Source organism: Flavobacterium tistrianum (assembly GCF_003254545.1).
In the GTDB taxonomy this organism is placed as follows: domain Bacteria; phylum Bacteroidota; class Bacteroidia; order Flavobacteriales; family Flavobacteriaceae; genus Flavobacterium; species Flavobacterium tistrianum.
In genome coordinates, this window is record NZ_QJRH01000054.1 from 12,592 (window position 1) to 31,813 (window position 19,222).

At 33.2% G+C, this 19,222-nt stretch carries 14 protein-coding genes; 7 read left to right on the forward strand and 7 right to left on the reverse strand.

Annotated features, from left to right (window positions below; translation table 11 throughout):
* Positions 1-34 precede the first annotated feature (34 nt).
* From DMB71_RS01220 to DMB71_RS01230, 3 genes are all read right to left on the reverse strand, one after another.
* Complete coding sequence (locus tag DMB71_RS01220; RefSeq protein WP_111362962.1) at positions 35-703, reverse strand: response regulator transcription factor; 669 nt, start codon at positions 701-703, stop codon at positions 35-37.
* Between the two features lie 6 nt (positions 704-709).
* A complete protein-coding gene (locus DMB71_RS01225) occupies positions 710-2,404 on the reverse strand; it encodes a tetratricopeptide repeat-containing sensor histidine kinase (RefSeq protein ID WP_111362964.1) in 1,695 nt (564 codons plus the stop codon).
* Positions 2,405-2,468: 64 nt separating this feature from the next.
* On the reverse strand, positions 2,469-2,657 hold the full coding sequence (locus DMB71_RS01230) for a hypothetical protein (protein ID WP_111362965.1): 189 nt from the start codon (positions 2,655-2,657) through the stop codon (positions 2,469-2,471).
* Positions 2,658-3,036: 379 nt separating this feature from the next.
* Between DMB71_RS01230 and DMB71_RS01235 the strand changes: the two genes are divergently transcribed.
* Both DMB71_RS01235 and DMB71_RS01240 read left to right on the forward strand, forming a co-directional pair.
* On the forward strand, positions 3,037-4,029 hold the full coding sequence (locus DMB71_RS01235) for a hypothetical protein (RefSeq protein ID WP_111362967.1): 993 nt from the start codon (positions 3,037-3,039) through the stop codon (positions 4,027-4,029).
* A gap of 117 nt (positions 4,030-4,146) precedes the next feature.
* The gene (locus DMB71_RS01240; protein ID WP_111362968.1) at positions 4,147-4,563 is read left to right on the forward strand and encodes a lipocalin family protein; all 417 of its coding nucleotides are present in this window, start codon (positions 4,147-4,149) and stop codon (positions 4,561-4,563) included.
* Positions 4,564-4,689: 126 nt separating this feature from the next.
* Here the strand turns inward: DMB71_RS01240 and DMB71_RS01245 are convergent, their stop codons facing one another.
* Together DMB71_RS01245 and DMB71_RS01250 are read right to left on the reverse strand one after the other, a co-directional pair.
* Positions 4,690-8,709: a PAS domain S-box protein gene (locus DMB71_RS01245; protein ID WP_111362970.1), complete on the reverse strand. Its 4,020-nt coding sequence runs from the start codon at positions 8,707-8,709 to the stop codon at positions 4,690-4,692.
* A 12-nt stretch (positions 8,710-8,721) separates the two neighbouring features.
* Complete coding sequence (locus tag DMB71_RS01250; RefSeq protein ID WP_111362971.1) at positions 8,722-9,168, reverse strand: response regulator; 447 nt, start codon at positions 9,166-9,168, stop codon at positions 8,722-8,724.
* 535 nt (positions 9,169-9,703) lie between these two features.
* Here DMB71_RS01250 and DMB71_RS01255 point away from each other — a divergent pair.
* Complete coding sequence (locus DMB71_RS01255; RefSeq protein ID WP_111362973.1) at positions 9,704-11,149, forward strand: glycosyltransferase; 1,446 nt, start codon at positions 9,704-9,706, stop codon at positions 11,147-11,149.
* Between the two features lie 351 nt (positions 11,150-11,500).
* On the opposite strand, the gene DMB71_RS01260 is transcribed toward DMB71_RS01255, so the two are convergent.
* Positions 11,501-12,214, reverse strand: coding sequence for an AAA family ATPase (locus tag DMB71_RS01260; RefSeq protein ID WP_111362975.1), 714 nt, complete (start codon positions 12,212-12,214; stop codon positions 11,501-11,503).
* Between the two features lie 117 nt (positions 12,215-12,331).
* Between DMB71_RS01260 and DMB71_RS01265 the strand changes: the two genes are divergently transcribed.
* The gene (locus tag DMB71_RS01265) at positions 12,332-12,925 is read left to right on the forward strand and encodes a Crp/Fnr family transcriptional regulator (RefSeq protein ID WP_111362976.1); all 594 of its coding nucleotides are present in this window, start codon (positions 12,332-12,334) and stop codon (positions 12,923-12,925) included.
* A 51-nt stretch (positions 12,926-12,976) separates the two neighbouring features.
* Here the strand turns inward: DMB71_RS01265 and DMB71_RS01270 are convergent, their stop codons facing one another.
* Entirely contained in the window at positions 12,977-13,378 is a 402-nt protein-coding gene (locus DMB71_RS01270) for a DUF4345 domain-containing protein (RefSeq protein ID WP_162614748.1), read from the reverse strand.
* A gap of 449 nt (positions 13,379-13,827) precedes the next feature.
* Here DMB71_RS01270 and DMB71_RS01275 point away from each other — a divergent pair, with 449 nt between their 5' ends.
* The 3 genes from DMB71_RS01275 (at position 13,828) to DMB71_RS01285 (ending at position 19,220) form a co-directional block, all read left to right on the forward strand.
* Complete coding sequence (locus tag DMB71_RS01275) at positions 13,828-14,421, forward strand: RNA polymerase sigma factor (RefSeq protein ID WP_111362979.1); 594 nt, start codon at positions 13,828-13,830, stop codon at positions 14,419-14,421.
* Positions 14,422-14,577: 156 nt separating this feature from the next.
* Complete coding sequence (locus DMB71_RS01280) at positions 14,578-15,726, forward strand: FecR family protein (protein WP_111362981.1); 1,149 nt, start codon at positions 14,578-14,580, stop codon at positions 15,724-15,726.
* Between the two features lie 173 nt (positions 15,727-15,899).
* The gene (locus DMB71_RS01285; RefSeq protein WP_162614749.1) at positions 15,900-19,220 is read left to right on the forward strand and encodes a SusC/RagA family TonB-linked outer membrane protein; all 3,321 of its coding nucleotides are present in this window, start codon (positions 15,900-15,902) and stop codon (positions 19,218-19,220) included.
* The last annotated feature ends 2 nt before the right edge of the window (positions 19,221-19,222 follow it).

Consider the following 19,222-nt stretch of genomic DNA (forward strand, 5'->3'; position numbering starts at 1 on the left):
AAAGGAGCCTTAAATAATTGAATAAAACAGGAATCTAAATTATCCCCATATCTTTTGTAATAGAAACCAAGTGAATGGTATTATTGGCTTTAAAAAAATCTTTTAGTTTTGCCAATCTTTTTTCCATTGCACTTTTGCTATTTGGTTTTATGTCACTGGTTTTGAAGATTTCTATAATCTCGTCCTGAGATGTTCCGTCAGACAGATATTTTAAAATTTTAATGTCTACGTCGTCTATTTCGTAATTGCCTTTTTTTTGAAGCGCAGAAGCAACTTCTTGCGAAATAAATTTTTGATCTGAAGCAGAAATTGTTGTAAGCGCTTTTTTTAGATCTTCAATACTATTTCGCCCTTTTAGAACAAAGGCATTAATTTCAGAATCTTCAAAAAGTGATTTTATGCGAGCATTTTTATCTTCAATAGAGTAGGCGATGATTTTAATCTCAGGCTGCAGTTCACGAACTTTCTGAATCAGTTCATCTCCACTGCCAATTTTTACTTCGCGATGGTCTTTTTTAAACGAAAGATCGCTAATCAATAAATCATATGGTTCATTATCCTGAATGGCTTTTCTTATTTTGAGAAAGGCATCATCACAATATTTGGCGTGCTGAAAATTGCTAATATTGAAATCGCTCAAAGTTTGCTTTATGGCTAAATTGAATTCTTCAAAATCCTCGGCTATAATTACTTTTTTAAACATAGGCTCTTATTTAGGCATTGTTATTTTTACTTTAAAACCTTTATTCGGTTCAGTTTCAAAAGTAATAGTTCCTTTTACAGCCAGAATACGGATTTCCATATTTTGCAGACCATTTTTTATAATTTTTGATTTTTCGCAGCCTTTTCCATTATCACTATAGTCAATAAGTAAGGAATTTGAGTTAGTATCAAATTTTATGGATACGACTGGAGCTTCACTATGTTTTTTCATATTGACCATTAATTCATGTAAAACTCTCTGAATGGCAATCTTTTTTAAATCGTCGACCGAATCCCAATTTATTTTTTCAACACCATTTATAATAACGTTTGTCTGACTGCTATTATAAGTAGAAAGCATTTCTTTTAAATTATTGGGGAAATTTGGACCAGTATCAATGTCATTATTTTCTCGAGAAATTCCGCGAACGCGTGAGTAAATGTCATCGAGTTTTTGGAGCAAGTTTTCTTTATTGCTTTCGTCTGTTAAAGGTTGAGTTTGTGTGTAAGTTATAGCATGAAAAACATCATTTGCCAAACCGTCATGGATATCTTTGGCAATTCGAGTTTCGGTACTGTATGCCGTCTTTATTTTTTCGATTCGATTTCGATTCTGATAAAACTTTCTCAAATAAAGCAATAAAAGAAAAAGCGCAGTAATACCAATTATGAAAAATATCTTTTGGTAATGTGCTTTTTGTAAAGCAAGAGAAGTCTCTGCCTTTTCTAATCGCAGTTTTTGGTTTTCCTCTTTTTCTTTTTTTGAATCGTATTTGATTTTGGCAAACTTGTTTTTAAAATTGTTTCGAACTTTTATTATGCTATCGTTTAAAAAAATGAATTTTCGTGCATAAGCATTTTGAGTTTCAGAATCGTTTGAAATGAGAAAAGATAATGCTTTTAAGCGTTCGTCAATACTACGGAGTTTTGTTGCAATTTCATATGCTTTTGCGGCATACGCATTAGATTCTTGAATATTGGCTTTTGAATAATATTGGGCAAGGTGAAGATTGCTTCCGATAATGCCATATAAGTCCTGAACTTCATTTCTAATCCTAAGTCCTTCCTGCATTAAGGCGAGCCCTTTATCATTATTTCCAATTTTAAAATAGGCAAAACCAAGATTGTCTAGTACACGTGCTTTACTTTGTTTTGAAATTTGTTTCTCATTTAAAATCGATTCTAAAATCTGAATTGCTTTTCCATATTTTTTCTGCTCAATGTTAATAACGGCAATATTATTTAGAGGAGAAAATTTAGAAACATTATTTTCAGCATCTTTTATGGCCTCATTGTAATAATGAATAGCATCGTCATAAAGTGCGAGTTCTTTGTCTGCAATTCCGAAAAAGTTATTTATAGAAACGGTATAAATATCTTTCTTTTTAACATAAGGAAGAGCTTCTGTAAGTGTTTCTTTGCTTCCATAATAATCCCCATTTATCTGTTGGATAGAAGCCATCTGAATTAAGTTGTAAACAATATTGGCACTGTCTTTTAATATTTCAAAATCTAATTTTGATTTATTAAAATTATAAAAAGCATTATTGTAATTTTTGCTTTGCAGATTGGCAATGCCTAAATCTCTTAGTTTAAAAGCTTCCTCACGGCTGGGGTCTACCTTAGCAGGTGCAATTGTTTTTTCTTTGCAAGAAAAGAAAGAAAGAATAATTAACAGATAAAAAAACGGGGATCGTAACATAATCTTACTTTCCCCGAAAATAGTAATTTATTATAAATTACAGTTTTTTTTCTAAAATATTACATTATTTTTTTGGCGGTGGTGGCACCACAACTGGATCGTCGTCTGGTCCAGTTGCCTGCATATCTTTCGCCGGAGCTGTATCATTTTTTACCTCTGTTTTGTTTTTAGCCGTTTCAAATTCATCAGCAGTACAAGAAAATAATGTAGTTGACAATAGCGCGCACGCTCCCAATAGATATAGAGTTTTCATTTTTTTTATAGATTAAAAATTAGACATGAGGATTGCTGTCTGGAGTTTTTCCAGATTGTTTTTAATGACAGCAATGCCAAATTTTGTTTGGGAAGTGAAGTGCGTAGAACCGTAAGATTTTCATCTATACTTCCCGGAATAAAATCCGTCTTACGGTTTTCCGCACTCGGTACATGAACTAGTTTTGTACATTTGCTTTTGACCTGCAGATCAAAGCGATAACTAATTTTGTTGAGGCAAAGTTATGTGGGGTTTAGGGCTGTAAGGAGCGTAAAGTCAGGAAAGTCGAATATATTTTCTTAAAGTCAGGATAAGTTCCAGAAAGTCTTAAAAAGTCGAGGAAAGTACTTTGGAAAAGTTTTAAAAAGTTCAAATGCCTATGTCAAACATTACTTTTGAAGATTATAAAAAAGCGATTAAAGCTAAATATGAAGAGGAAAAAAATGGAGAATATTCAAATAATTTAAATTCTCCAACAGCAGCAAATCTTAGAAATTTGTGCATTAAAAGATTTAGTGCGAATTCTAAAAAAGAAGACTTAATAATGTTTGAATCTTTTTTTGAATTTCCTTTTGATAAGAATAAAAAAAACTTGTTTGGAGAAGATGAACTGAATAAATTAGAATCGGTTAAGAGATTTTTAATAGGCAAAACAGAGAATCCCGCAGAGGATACCATTCAATTGGCCGCAATATTAGTTGATCTTCAGCCAAGACCTTTTAATGAGTATAGAAAACAACATGGCGAAGAGGAAAGGAAATTAATAGAAGAGTTAAGAAATACTACACCACCCGCGAAGAAAGAAACTTCACTTAGTACTTTTATTGATGAGGTAGAAAACGAAAAATTTCCTAGTTTAAAAAATGAGGAAGTAGAAAATGAGGAAGTAGAAAAAGATAAAAATGAAGAAGTAGAGCAAGATGAAAATCAGAACTTGGAAGCAATTTCAGCGGGAATATCAATTCCAATTAAGATTAGAGGAGAAGATGGAATAAAAATTAGAATAAAGAGATATTTTGCAGTTACTGCTTTTCTTACTGTATTAGGTATAATCATTTACTTAAGCATGTCACAAAAAGATTGTATGCAATGGACTGGCAATCATTATGAAAAAATAGAAAGATCTGACGAGGGCTATTGTGGCACTTATTATGATGCTCGATATTTTGATTTAAAAAAGATAGAAGTATGTGATTCAACTAAATTTTTTGATGATAATGGGAGAGCGAAAGTTTTTTATATTAAGATTGGAAACTCTATAGAATGCTATAATCAATATGCTCCTTATCCAGAAAATACACAAAGATTCTTGAAACCAATAACACAGTATATTATTAATCGTTATTTATCAAATAGACCAAAATGTAATTAATTTTAATTTTTTTAAAATGCGATTTATGTAAAATATTCGCATAATCATGAAATTTTTTGTAAGTATATACTTTTAATTTAGCATTATTGAATTAAATTAATAAAAAACAAAGAAATCATGAAAAATAGAAACTTTTTATTCGTATTAGCCTTAAGCGCGGGAATGTTCGTAACTTCTTGTAGTAACGACGATAATGAAGGAGAAACAATAGTTCCAATTCAAGGGAAGTATAATCTAAGCCAAACAGGAACAATTGTTAATGGACAGGAAGTGTTAATTGATGCTCCGCAGAATCAAGCTGGATGCAACAGAGATTATTTAGATTTAAGATTAAGCAATGCAGCAGTTATTGGTGATTATAACGGAAGTGATTGCGCCTTAACAGAAACTACAGGTACTTATGTAAGGTCTCACAATGATTTGACTATTACTGTTGGAAATGTAAGCTCTACTAGCGATATCATGAATCTTACAAACAAAGAGCTAAAAATTAAAGACAAAACAACAGGTGTAATTACTGTTTATACTAGATAAAAATTGTTTTGAGAATTTCAATTTCCTTTGAAATGGAAAAACGGAAACCACTTATTTGCAGTTTCCGTTTTTTTTATGAATATAAAATTGGAATTTGGAGTTTGGAAATTGGAATTTCAGAAAAAATTATTTTACAGGAATATAAATATCAAAAGAAGCTCCTTGATTCTGAATACCTGATGCGGTGATTACTCCGTTGTGATTTTCGATAATTTTTTTCACAATCGCCAATCCGATTCCAGTTCCGTTATAGCGGTCACGTCCGTGGAGACGTTGGAAAACTTCGAATATTTTTTTGTTATATTGAGCTTCAAAACCAATTCCGTTATCTGAAACTTCTATGTAACAGTATTTTTTAGCAGGAATCAATTTTTCATTTTCTAAATCTTTTCCCAGCGCAATTTTACTTCTAATTTTAATTACAATCGGAATATCAGGATTTGAAAACTTTAACGAATTACTGATGAGGTTATACAATAATTGTTTGAATTGAAACGGAATAATATCAACTTCAACACTTTGTTCAATTTCAATTATGGCGTTTTTCTGATCCAGTTCTTCGGTTAAATCTTCTTTTACCTCATTTATAATTTGGGCAAGATCTGTTTTTATAAAAATACGTTCTTGAACATTTGTTCTCGAGTAAGCCAATAAATCATTAATTAAAGTCTGCATTCGCTGCGCGGCATTCTGCATTCTTTTAAATTTATCTTTTCCATTTTCTGATAAATGTTCAGCTTCTTTTTCAATAATTTGAGAAGCAAAAGTCTGTATTTTTCTGAGCGGTTCCTGTAAATCATGACTTGAGATATAGGCAAATGACTGGAGTTCTTTGTTCATTTCTTCCAATTCATTATTTTTTTGCTCGAGCTCGAGTGCATTCATTTTTAATTTATCGTCGGCTTTTTTTCTTTCAGTTAAGTCATGTGTAACTTTTGAAAAACCAATAACATCGCCTTTTTTATTATGCACAGCCGTAATAACCACACTTGCCCAGAATAAGCTTCCATCTTTACGTGTGCGCCAGCCTTCATGAATAACTTTTCCTTTTTCGCGAGCTAATTTTAAAAGTTTCTCTGGCAGTTTATTTTTCTGATCTTCTTTGGTATAAAAAACAGCAAAATATTTTCCGATAATTTCTTCTGCTTTGTAGCCTTTAATCTTTTCAGCTCCCACATTCCAGTTTTCTACAATACCATCAGGATTCAGGTAGAGGATTGAATATTCTTGAACTTCTTCAACCATTAAATGATAACGTTCTTCACTTTTGCGAAGCGATTCGTTAATTTGGATTAGTTCTCTAGTTCTGGCTGTAACCTGTTGTTCAAGTTCATGCGTAAAAGCTTTTTCGGTATGAATATCGGTAAAAGCGCCGACCCATTTTACAATTTTATTATCGGGTCCAAATACGGGTTCTCCAATAACAGTATGCCATCTATAAGAACCGTCTTTTCTACGCATTCTTACATCACAGCGGTACATTTCTCCCGTTGCGAGCGCATGCTGCCAGATTTTGACATTTTCGTCGAAATCATCTGGGTGAATCATTTTCTGCCACGAACCTTCTATTCCAGGTTCAATACCAGTATATTCAAGCCATCTCCCAGAAGTGAAAAGAGCATTTCCATTGGCATCGGTTTCCCAAATTAATTGCGGAATACTTTCGGTAAGCAATCTAAATCTCTTCTCGCTTTCTTCAATTTTCTTTCTGGCTTCTACTTTCTCTGTAACATCAATAAGCGTCATTCTAATTCCAGAAATCGAATTATCGCTTTCGCGGAGCGGCGCAAATTCAAAATCTACATAAAATTGATTGCCATGTTTTTCATTGTCAATAAAAAGCAAAGATTCAGATTCTGAATATACATTTCCAGATTCGTAAACTTGTTTTAGTAAATATGCGTATTTCTGTTTGTTGAGTTCTGGAAATATTTCTAATATTTTTTTTCCTTGAACTTCGCTTTCTTCTTTTTTCCAAATATTATTCAAAAGCACAAAATTGGCCATTTCGATCACAAAATCATTTCCTCGTAAAATGGCTTTCGGAACGGGCGACTGCATAATAAGATTGCGAAGTTTCTTTTCGCTTTCTTCAATTTTCTGTTGGTATTTTTTCTCTTTGGTAATATCTCGAATCGTTCCAATAAGCTTTTCAGGCTCATGGTTTTCATCATAAAAAACTTTTCCTTTTCCTTCAATCCAATGTATAGATTGATCTTTCCAAATTACACGGACTTCATAATTTAAAAAACCTGTACTTAAAGCTTCCTTAAAGCCTTTATTTCTAATGTGTAAATCATCAGGATGAAGATGGGCTAATAATTCTTCGTGAGTTAATGCCACTTCTTCCGTGTAACCTCCAAGAATTTCAAGGTATCTTTGCGAATAAGAAGGAATTCTGGTTTTAACATTCAATTCCCATGTCCCCAATTCGCTGGCTTCCACTACAATTTTGAGGCGTTCCTCATTTAATTCAATTTTTTTTCTAGCTTCTACTTTTTCAGTGACTTCAGTAGCCGTTACTAAAATTCCAGAAATGTTGCCATTTTCTTCTTTTAATGGATGGTAAAGAAAATCAAAATAAGAAGTTTCTATTTTTCCATATCGGTTTAAAGGCACAGGAACTTCAATTCCGTGATACGAAATTCCTGTATTTAAAACACTGTCTAATAATGTGCTCACGGTTTCTTTAACCTCTGGAAGAGAATCGTACAATGGTCTTCCAACAAAAGTATCTTCCTCTCGATCTACCAATTTTAGATAAGCTTCGTTTGCCATTTCTACCACATATTCTGGCCCGCGAAGAATCGTAATGCCAACAGGTGCCTGCCTTACGGTATTTCGGAATCTTTTGTCGCTTTCTTCAATTTTCTGTTTGGCTAAATATAAATCTGTAATTTCTACAGCAGTATTCATTACACCATAAATTTTTCCAGTCAGATCATACAGAGGTGTAAAGCTATAATTGAAATAAAACGATTGTAAAACATTATCGATAACAATATCAATGCGTGAATTTCTGGAGTGAAAGGATTGACCTGTATTAAAGACCGATTCAACTTGCTCAAATACCGACTGATTTTGTAGTTCAGGAAGAATTTCTTTATAAGTTTTTCCAATAACATCATGACCTTTTCCCCAGATTTTTATGATCGATTCATTTGCGAGTTCAATACGCATTTCTTTTCCTACATAAACGGCAATCGGAAAAGGAGCGTTTTCTACCAGCTGTCTTATTTTTTGTTCGCTTTCTTCTATTTTTGTGCGAGCCAAAACTTGAGCTGTAACTTCTGTAGCAATTGCTGCAACGCCAGAAATAGTTCCGTCAGGTTCACGTAAAGCTTCGTAGACAAAATTGATATAAGTATTTTCGGTTTGCCCATTTCGATTTAATTGAACAAAAAGTTCGTCTGTAGTAATTTTTTTTCCGTCTGTAAAAACGTTGTGAAGAATTTCATCAAAGCCTTGTTTTTTTAATCCTGGCAGAACTTCAAAAATTGGTTTATTAATTACATTTTCGGCTTTTGCTTCCCAAAGTTGCAACATTTGTTCGTTGGCAATTTCTACAACATGATTTTCGCCTCTAAAAATGCACATGGCCACGGGAGCTTGCATGATATTATTGACAAATCGTGCATTGCTTTCTTGTAAAGCATCTGCAACAATTTTCTTTTCGGTGGTTTCGATAACCGTGACCAAAATTCCGCCAATAGAACCGTCTTCTATTTTTATGGGACTATACGAAAAATCAAAAAAGCAATCTTCGGTATAACCATTTCGATGAAGAGGCACTTTAAAATCAGGAAAACTTACGGCATGTCCTTTCATTACATCGGCAAACATTGGCCCAATGGTGTCCCAGATTTCAGCAAATGTATCTTTAGAACTTCCGCCCAAAGCTTCTGGATGTTTAGAAACGCCAAGAATAGGGCGGAAAGCGTCATTATAGAGTTGAGTATAATTTTTTCCCCACGCAATGTACATTCCAAACGGATTGCCAAGCATCATTGCGGTCATTGTTTTTAAACTTTGCGGCCATTTTTCGGGATCACCCAAAGGAGTTTGGCTCCAATCTTTGGAACGAATTAATTCTCCCATTTCTCCACCTTCGGAAAGAAAATAATGTTCCTTTTTTTTATGGCTCATTTCCAAAGAAAGTTAGGGTTGCAGTATGAAATTAGCTCTTTCAGGCTGTGAGAAATTGTTTTGTGATGCAATAGTAAGGGCTTTATGTATAACAGATTTTAGTTTAGAAAATTCTCCAGGTTTCCTGATATAAAAAGAAGCACCTTGTTGATAAAGACTATTCACTATTTCACTATCCAATGAAGTAGAGAAAATAATGACGGGCAGATTTTTTAGTTTTTCGTCATTTTTTATTTCATCCAAACATTCCAAGCCATTTTTTCGGGGCATATTTAAATCCAAAAAAAGAACTTCTGGAAGATTTAAAATATTGCTTTTTAAATAATCCATTAATTGTACGCCATCATGAACCGTTAAAAGATCGGTGCTGACATCTATTTCGTCGAGAGCTTCTTTAAAAAAAAGGCAGTCGTCTTCGTCGTCATCAGCCAGTAAAAGATGGTAATTCTCTTTACTCATTTTGTAATCTCCTTAAATTTTAGAGTTAAGTTTGTTTCGATAAATTTAACTTTTTTAAGTAAGATTTCCTGATTTTTTATGAAGAATGTTTTTCCAAAGCCGAAAAAAAGTTGATTTTAAATCCATTTTCTTTCTCTCGGACAATTTTATTTTAGTAATTGCGTTTTATCAATTCGTATCATTTTTTCGTCAGAAAATTTGTTTTTTGAGATCTACGCTTTTTTAAAAATTAGAAGAAGTAAAACGTTCTAAACCCGCTCGGAATCTCGCTTTTTCAATTCCAATTTCTACAATTTTAGTGTATACCGTATCCAAAAAGTGTAAAATAATTACACACTCTTTTTTGTGCCTATTTTTCTAAATCACTCTATACCAGTTTAAAATCGTGTTGGCACGTCGCTTGCAAAATGTGTTAATGTCAAAATCTTTGATGTGTTTGTTTTTTTATTGTTTCTCGAACAAGAGTCGCAAATAATTAGAAAAGAAAAGATTTTACTAAAAGCCACATTAAGCAAATTAAAAAAGGAGTATAAGCATGGAAAGCGAAACAATTATCTCAGAACAATTTTACGCGAACAGCAGTTCAGCGATTAGCGAAAAAACAATAAACGGTTCTTTTTTCGGAACTAAACAAAAATCACAAAAAATACATGTAGAAAGACCAACAAGTCCGTTTGGATTAGCGGTTCTTATCGGAACTTTTTTATTACTACTAGCAGGCGTTGGAGTAGTATTTCTATTGCAAGATGATTTTGAGAAATTTCATTTTGAAAGAATTGCCTCAACTTGGGGACTGCCATTTTTAGTAATCACTACCATTCTGTTTTTCTATCAGGCAGGAGTTTTCTTGTACAGCTCTTACTTGTATTTAAGATATAAAGCGATTCCATCAGTATCAGATGATTTATTGCCAACGTGTACGATTATCGTTCCGGCATATAATGAAGGAAAATTAGTTTGGGACACTTTATTGAGTCTTGCAGATAGCGATTATCCAGCAGAAAAATTACAGCTTTTGGCAATTGATGATGGAAGTAAGGATGATACTTGGTACTGGATGCAGGAAGCAAAAGCAAAATTGGGAGATCGCGTAACGATTTTTCAACAGCCAAAAAATCAAGGGAAACGTCAGGCATTATACAGAGGATTTAAATTAGGAACGGGAGAAATCTTTGTAACCGTAGACAGCGATTCTATTGTGAAAAAAGATACTTTAAGAAATTTGGTTAGCCCATTTGTGGTAAACAAAAAATGCGGAGCAGTTGCAGGAAATGTTCAGGTTTTGAACAACAAAAAAGCCATTTTGCCAAAAATGCTAAATGTAAGTTTCGTAATGAGTTTTGAATTTCAGCGTTCTGCAGAAAGCGAATTAGGTTCTGTATTATGTACTCCAGGCGCTTTAGCAGCGTACAGAAGAGATGCTGTATTCAACTGTCTTCCAGAATGGATCAACCAGACTTTTATGGGAGAACCATCAGATATTGGAGAAGATCGTGCTTTGACTAATATGATTTTGAAACAAGGTTTTGAAGTTAAATTTCAAAGAAATGCAGTGGTATTGACAAATGTTCCCGAAGAGTACAAAGGTCTGTACAAAATGTTCATAAGATGGGCGAGAAGTAACGTTCGTGAAAACCTTATGATGGCAAAATATGTTTTTACAGATTTTAGAAAAGAATCAAAATTTGGAGCAAGAATGTTATTCTTAAACCAGTTTTTCAAAATTGCAATGACGTATCCAATTATATTGTTTATGTTTTATTTTATTGCAATTCACCCAGTATTATTTTTAAGTTCAACATTAATGGCAATCTTGATCTTTTCAAGTTTTTCAATGGTGTTTTACGCAAAAAGATACACACTTTCAGAATCATTCTGGGCTTATTCATACAGTGTTTTTTACACTTTCAGTTTATTCTGGATCGCGCCTTATGCTATTGCAACCGCCAACAAAAAAGGTTGGTTGACAAGAGGCTTATAAACAAGTACACTTTCATTCTATATATAAAACTCCACCCAAGAGAATTACCCGTTGCGAGCATTTGCAGCGGGTTTTTTGATTTTAAAAAAAGATAACCAGTACAACCCACGTTCCGCTAGGAACGTTTCGTCGGTAGAATTAAAATGTGGATTGTGGTTACACGTTCCATAGGAACGTTTGATCGGTAAACAAGGTAACCAGTGAAACCACGTTCAGCCAGGAATGTCTCGTTGATAAAAAAATGCATGACAATCAAACGTTCGTACGGAACGTAAAACAATGATGTCAATCTAATTCTACCGATGAAATGTTCCTACGGAACAAATAATGAAACTGAAATTGTGTTGAATTTTATGTGTTTTTATTTGAATCCAAAGCAGCAATAATTTGCTTTTTCATGGTCGTATTAATATAATCTAATGCCTCAGCATAAGAAATCGAATAACGTCTTTCTATATTCTGAAAATGTTCTGGAAAACTGCCTAAGATTTTATCATAATAAATATTCAGCTGTTTTTCTGAAGGCATTTCATATTTCAGACGAAGCTGAAATCTTCGCAATAAAGCACTGTCAATTATCTCATAATGATTGGTGGCACAAATCAATAAACTGTCAGAAGGAAAATAATCAAAAAGCTGAATAATAGTGTTTACCAAACGTCTCATTTCACCTACGTCTTTATCGTCGCTGTCTCTACTTTTTCCGATTTGGTCAAATTCGTCTAAAAATAAAACCGCTCTTTCTCTAATCGCTTTATCAAAAATCGCTTTCAGATTTTTAGAAGTTTCACCAATTCTCGAATCAACAACAGTGCTGAGGTTGACAATAATAATGTTTTTGCCTAATGCATTAGCAATAGCTTTTGCTGTTGTGGTTTTACCGCAGCCAGAACTTCCGTGCAATAAAATCTTATTGTCAACTTTAAGATTGTACTTTTTTAATTCTTCGATATATTGATGCTCTTTGATAATCTGAAGCAAAGCGGCTTTATTTTCATCACTAAAAAACAAATCGTCTAAAGCAATTTTTTCAGTATCAATTACAGTAAGATCATTTAGGTTCATCTGCTTATTATTTGCTGCAAAATTAAGTTTTATTCTGCAATGTTTTTTTAATAGTATAGTGATGAAAAAAACAAGCCTGAAATTCAGTGCTTTAAAAAGCTTTTGTTATTTTTAAAAATGAAATTTAAAACCATAACAATGAACGATCTTCGAAAGTTTTTAGAACAATTCAATAGGTTTAAGCCTTCAGATATTGATTTGATTATTGAAAATACAACAATCGAGTTTTTTAAAAAAGGCGATTTTGTAGTTGCAGAAGGACAGATTAGCGATAAATGTTATTTGGTTTTAAAAGGCTGTTTAAGACAATTCAAAGTGATTGACGGTGTCGAAAAAACTTCAGGCTTTTTTATAGAAGAAATGCCTTTAGTGATTTATTCCAGCTATTTAGACGGAAAACCTTCTGAATTTAACATCCAATGTCTTGAAGATACTATTTTGGTAAGTGGCACTCGAGAAAAAGAATTAGAAATGCAGTTAAAAAGCCCAATATTGGAGCATATAACTTCATTAATCATGGTTTTAGATTATCGAAAAGCAGAACGGTATATTGCTTTATTAAACAATTACAATCCCGAAGAACGTTATCTGAAATTCATGAAATCGAATCCTAATTTTTTAAATCGAATACCGCTCGTTCATATTGCCAGTTACTTAAGTGTTACGCCCGAATCATTGAGCAGAATTAGAAAAAGGATAGTTCAGAAATGAGTTTTGTGTAAAGCTAAAACGTAAATTAGACGTAGCTATCGCGAATCTGTTTTATCCGAGTTCGCTTTTATATTTAAAATAAAATCCAGTGCAAATAATTCCGATCGCAATTTCTGAAATCGCCGCATTTAGAATTGTTGCACTCGGAATTCCATCAACAATTATGGCATATAAGCGAGAAAATCCGTAAGCGAAATACAGTAAAATTGCCGTTTCGAGAGAAATTTTTGTAAATGAAGATTTGAATGCTCCCGCAACAATTACAATTCCAAACAAAATCAGCGTTCCGCCCGACGAACGGATTTCGCTTAACAGACTAAAATCATTTTTGTTAAGATAAATACCTGCCGAAGCTTCAAAAGTAATCGGAAAAAATAAAAGCGCAATCCCAATTGAAAAACCAATAAGTCCGACAATAAAAAGTAAAATTTTAAGGTAGATTGATGATTTCATAAAATGCATTTTGAGTTTTAGGTTAATAATTCTCAAATGTAATGGCTATTAAAAAGTTAAGACCTTGACTTAAGATAAGAAAAGAAGGAGAGCATTTTTTTTATTTAAGAAATTTTGAGTTAAAAAAGAAAGTCTGAAAAAACTCAATTTTGGATTTAAAGAAATTGGCTACGTCATTTTGCGGAAATTTAATAAAAATACAATTTTAACGTAACAAGAGTTTGTCTTTCAGATTTTAAAAAATTCATTTTATTTTAATTCTGAATCTTATTTATGTTTAAAAAATTGGATGATTTCATAAACAAAATTAGAATTTCTTTAAAGTTAATCTGCTGTTAAAATTAATATTTAATGTAGACGCAAGTCTCTGATGCTAAGAACAAATTAGGATTATTAAGGGAATTTATTAAGTTTGTTGCGAATTATTCAATCTTCATAAACAACCATCATTGCCAAATTCCACCTTAAATCAGGATCAGATTTTAATCGATCGTCTTCGCGACGGCGATGAATTGGCATTGACAGAATTGTATAATAAATTTTGGCAGGCACTTTTTATGTCTGCATACAATGTGATTAAAGATAAAGAATTGTGCGAAGATATCATTCAGGATATTTTCATGAATATCTGGCACAATCGCGAAAAAATTGAAATTCATATTTCGCTAAAAGGGTATATGTATGCCTGTGCGAGATATCAGGTTTTTAATCATCTGAGAAAAAACAAAGACAAAGTTCATGTTGAACTTTTTGATGATTTAGAAAAACGTTTCTTATCTACAACTCCAGAAACACAGTTAATGCACGACGAACTTGTGCAACAGCTGAATTTAATAATCGAATCGCTTCCAGAAAAATGCCAAGCCGTTTATAAACTGAGTCGTGAAGAACAACTAAGTCATAAAGAAATTGCTGAACGGCTTAATATTTCTACAAAAACAGTCGAGAACCATATTACAAAAGCGCTACATACCATTCGCTCTTCGATGGGCGAAAGCATGAGTGTGGCGATGATTTTATGGCTAACAAAAAATATCTTTTAGCAAAAAATAAAATGAAGTGTTTGGGTTGATGGTGTGTGGTTTTTCTTCTTTTTTAATTCTTTTTCAAAAAAAATCAAAAAAAATACAATTTGGACTAAGGGGTATATTCCTTTTTGGTTACTTATCTCATATACTCCCGAAATTATACAATAAAAAATGAAAAAAGAGGATTTCTTACTGTTACTAAATAGATATCTTTCCGGTGATACCAATCTCGAGGAGAATAATAAATTATTGAATTATTACGAAAGTTTCCAAACCGATAAGGATTGGGACGAAAAATTAGGGTCTAAGGAAGAACTCGAGTTTAAAATGAGAACCCGTCTTCAAAACGCCATTCAATCTGAAGAAACTCCAATACTACCAATTCAGCCATTTTACACCAAAACAGCTTTTAAACTGACTGCAATGGCGGCGTCCTTATTATTGCTGATTTCAATTTCATTGATAATAAACAAAACAAATCCGCTTAAGATTGAAACGCCGCAAGTGGCGCATAAAGAAATTTTAATCGGAAGTGATAAAGCAACTCTGACTCTTGAAGATGGTTCTGTTATTGCATTAGAAAAAGGAAAATCATACACAAAAGGAAATGCTTCTAGTAACGGAGAAAAATTGGTTTACAATTCAAACGGAAAATCTGCAGCAATTGCCAATAACCTTTTAACGATTCCGAGAGGCGGGCAGTTTTTTGTGCAGCTTGCCGACAGCACCAAAGTATGGATAAACTCAGAATCACAATTAAAATACCCAGTTGCTTTTGTTGATGGACAAACCAGACAAGTAGAATTGGTTTATGGAGAAGCGTATTTTGAAGTATCGCCAAGCACCAAACACAAAGGTTCAAGATTTAAAGTGAAGACCCAAGAGCAGAATGTTGAAGTTATAGGGACTGAATTTAATATTAAGGCTTACAGAGACGAACCTGCAATTTATACCACTTTGGTACAAGGCGTGGTAGCGGTTAGCAATGCTGCTAAAAAACAAATTCTGACTCCGAACCAGCAGTCTAAAATAACAGAGTACAACGGAAATATAAGTGTTTCTGAAGTAGATGTTTACAATGAAATTTCTTGGAGAAAAGGATTGTTTGTATTCAAAGGAATGCCTCTAAAAGATATTGCGAGAGTTTTGTCAAGGTGGTATGATGTTGATATTGTGTTTGCAGATCCAGCGCTTGGCAATGTTAAGTTTAACGGGGTTTTAAATAAGAATCAGAAACTAGAAGACATATTAACCACGATCAAGAATATTAATTTTATTAATGCCTATGAGAAAAAAGACAATAAGATTATAATCAAATAAAAAAGAAAAGGGATTAAAGTTTAGACCTCTCACCGTACTGCGCTTTATCCCTTTCTGTGTATCAACCAGTAAGTCAGTTTTATTAACCAACCAACCAATTAACATGTAAATTTATGAAATTTAAATTAACCAGTGCCTATTTCTATTTTAGAAAGCGGCTAATTATTAACATTATGAGAACTTTTATCTTCTTGTTTTGTACTACAATTTTTGGTTTTTCTCCCGTAAATCTATTTTCACAAAACACGAAAGTTGTAATTACAGCTGATAAAACAGTATCTGTTGACGAAGTTTTTGACATTATTAAAAAACAGACCAACTATACTTTTATTTATCAGGAAGATTTATTTAAAAAATTACCTAAAGTACATTTAAAAAAGGGAAAAATTAAAGTGAATGATTTATTGGAAGCCAGTTTTTCCAATAAGGATTTTGATTTTAGTTTTTCTGCTGGAAATACGATTGTTGTAAAAGAGAGGAAAGCTGTTGAAAAAGTTGTAGCGCTAGAATCAAAATTTATTGAAATCAAAGGAACTGTTACAAATGACAAGGGAGAACCAATTCCTGGCGTAAACATAAGAGTAAAAGGCACAGGCGTAGCAACTCAAACCGATTTTGACGGAAAGTATACTGTTACTGCTCCAGATGATGGACAAATTCTTTTCACATATATTGGACATCGCCCGCAAATTATAGAAGTTAATAACAGAAAAATAATTAATGTAAAACTTCAGGAAGAACGCAGAGAACTTGAAGGAGTGGTGGTAAATACTGGAGTTACAGTTCGTAAAAAAGAATTGATAACGGGTGCAGTAACTATTTTTAAAGGAGAAGAATTAAGACAAATTTCTACGCAAAATGCGGTGCAAGCTTTAAAATCATTAGATCCTTCTTTTATTGTTGTCAATAACAATATTGCAGGTTCAAACCCAAATATTCTGCCAACTATAGAGGTGAGAGGGCAGACAAGTTTAACAGCCAATCAAGTTGATAGTCAGTTTAAAGATGATCCAAATCAGCCTTTGTTTATTTTGGACGGGTTTCCGACAACTTTACAGCAGGTGGTAGATTTAGATATTAACAGAATTGCCAGCATCACTTTATTAAAAGATGCGGCTTCGACTGCATTGTATGGTTCACGTTCGGCAAATGGGGTTGTAGTTATCGAAACCAATAAACCTATTCCAGGAAAATTACAGTTTTCTTATGTGTATAATTCAGCTTACGAATTAGCCGATTTAAGTGTTTATAATTTAATGAATGCTGAGCAGAAACTGGAATTTGAAAGACTGTCAGGAGTATATACCACTTCTAATAATGCTTCTGAATATGATTTTAAAGTACAAAAAGTATATCAAAATCGTTTGGCAGCAGTGCGTAGTGGAGTTAATACCTATTGGTTGAGCGAGCCGATCCAAATGGGGATTACTTCTGGACATAGTTTGAATTTCGGTGGTGGAAGTGATGAATTTAGATTCAATATCGCAGGAAATTATAAAAAAGTGACAGGAACTATGAAAGGGACTGAGCACAATACTTGGGGGTACAATGCTTCTTTAACTTACCGAAAAGATAAATTCAGCATTAATAATAACTTTTTTGTTTCTGGAGGAGATAATCAAGAATCACCTTATGGTTCTTTTGAAACTTGGGCAAAAGCAAGTCCGTACTATCCAAAATATAATGAAAATGGAATTATAACACGTTATTTGGATGGTTCTTCATTACCACTAGAAGCAAAAGATATTGTGGTAAATCAAGCTCCTAATCCGCTTTACAATGTTTTCTTGGGAAGTTATGATAAATCAAACGTCTTCAATTTTACCAATAATTTTGCTATCAATTATGATGTAAGTTCGCATATCAAAGCAACAGGAGCTTTATCGGTAACTAGAAATAGTACGATTTCAACTGTTTTTGTATCGCCAGACGACACTAGATATATTAAGGATATTGCAACAGAAAAAGGATCTTATTTCAAAAATGAAGCAATTACAGATAAATGGAACGCCAATCTTGGTGCTACATATTCTAATGTTTTTAATAATGTGCATTCATTCAATTACACTATTAGAGCTTCAGCGTTAGAAACCAGAAATAATGCCTATGGTACGACTCTAAGAGGGTTTCCATTAGGCGTTGGCGGTAATCCTGCATTTGCTTTTGGTTACGAGCCAAACGGAAAGCCTAAAGTATTTACCGAGTTAATTAGAAGCATTGATTTAACCAATCAGGTCAACTATGCTTACGATAGAAAATATTTATTTGATTTTACACAAACCATTTCGGGAGCAACCAACTTTGGAACTAATAAAAAATATTCTCCATATTGGGGCGTAGGTTTTGGATGGAATATCAACAATGAATTCAAAATGAACGAAAACATTGTCAATATCTTTAAACTTCGTGCAAATATCGGACAGACAGGAAATCAGAATTTAGTAGGTTTTGCTTCTTTTGATGTTTACTCCTATAATATTAATACTAACGTTTTTGGTCCTGGATTAGCTGTTTCTCAATTGGCAAATCCTAATTTGGAACCGCAAAAAACCAAAGATTTATCGGTTGGATTAGACTTAGGAATGTTTAGAAACCGACTGACAGCAACACTGGGCGCTTACAGACGTAAAACCTCGCCACAAATTGTAGCGCTAAACATGGCTGCATCGACAGGAGTAAATTCATATCCGCTAAATGTTGGTTATTTAACTACACAAGGATTAGAATGGAAACTGAACTACAATTTTATCTATGATCTTCAAAAGAATTTTATCTGGGGCATTGGTATAATGGGAGCTTCGGGAGATAATAAATTAGGTGGTTTTAGTAATGCTCTTTCCTCTCTAAATGACGCTGCTCAAAAAACAACAAGCCTTACTCGTTATTACGATGGCGCAAGCAGCAACGACCTTTGGGCCGTTCCTTCGCTTGGGATTGATCCAGCAACAGGAAGAGAAATTTTCTTGAAGAAAAATGGACAAACGACTTTTACATTAGATAAAAAAGATGAAGTTGTAATGGGAAATTCGAGAGAAATTGCCACAGGAGTTGTTTCTACAAACGTGACTTACAAAGGTTTTAGTTTCGGATTATTTGTGCGATACAGCTTTGGTGCAGAAAGATTTAACAATGCCCTATACAACAAAGTAGAAAATATTTCGAAGGATAATATTTTTGATAATCAAGATGCAAGAGCTTTTACAGATCGCTGGACAACACCAGGACAAATAGCGCAGTTTAAAGCTATTGGCTTAACAAATGCTACACCAATATCTTCTCGCTTTATTCAAAAAGATGATTATATCTCAGGAGAATCTATTCGTCTAGGATATCGAGTAACTGATAGAGCTTGGTTAAAAAGAGCAGGATTAACAGGATTAGGATTGAATGCTATCGCAAACGAATTTTTCTTAGTGTCTTCTATGAAGGCAGAACGCGGTATTGAATATCCTTTTTCAAGAATCTATTCACTGAATTTAAACCTATCATTTTAATT

Bases quoted from the DNA above. Each gene is read 5' to 3' on its own strand.
- DMB71_RS01245 (WP_111362970.1), bottom strand. From the start codon at position 8,709: ATGAGCCATAAAAAAAAGGAACATTATTTTCTTTCCGAAGGTGGAGAA.
- DMB71_RS01255 (WP_111362973.1), top strand. From the start codon at position 9,704: ATGGAAAGCGAAACAATTATCTCAGAACAATTTTACGCGAACAGCAGT.
- DMB71_RS01225 (WP_111362964.1), bottom strand. From the start codon at position 2,404: ATGTTACGATCCCCGTTTTTTTATCTGTTAATTATTCTTTCTTTCTTT.
- DMB71_RS01285 (WP_162614749.1), top strand. From the start codon at position 15,900: ATGAGAACTTTTATCTTCTTGTTTTGTACTACAATTTTTGGTTTTTCT.
- DMB71_RS01240 (WP_111362968.1), top strand. From the start codon at position 4,147: ATGAAAAATAGAAACTTTTTATTCGTATTAGCCTTAAGCGCGGGAATG.
- DMB71_RS01250 (WP_111362971.1), bottom strand. From the start codon at position 9,168: ATGAGTAAAGAGAATTACCATCTTTTACTGGCTGATGACGACGAAGAC.
- DMB71_RS01220 (WP_111362962.1), bottom strand. From the start codon at position 703: ATGTTTAAAAAAGTAATTATAGCCGAGGATTTTGAAGAATTCAATTTA.
- DMB71_RS01260 (WP_111362975.1), bottom strand. From the start codon at position 12,214: ATGAACCTAAATGATCTTACTGTAATTGATACTGAAAAAATTGCTTTA.
- DMB71_RS01270 (WP_162614748.1), bottom strand. From the start codon at position 13,378: ATGAAATCATCAATCTACCTTAAAATTTTACTTTTTATTGTCGGACTT.
- DMB71_RS01235 (WP_111362967.1), top strand. From the start codon at position 3,037: ATGTCAAACATTACTTTTGAAGATTATAAAAAAGCGATTAAAGCTAAA.
- DMB71_RS01265 (WP_111362976.1), top strand. From the start codon at position 12,332: ATGAAATTTAAAACCATAACAATGAACGATCTTCGAAAGTTTTTAGAA.
- DMB71_RS01280 (WP_111362981.1), top strand. From the start codon at position 14,578: ATGAAAAAAGAGGATTTCTTACTGTTACTAAATAGATATCTTTCCGGT.
- DMB71_RS01230 (WP_111362965.1), bottom strand. From the start codon at position 2,657: ATGAAAACTCTATATCTATTGGGAGCGTGCGCGCTATTGTCAACTACA.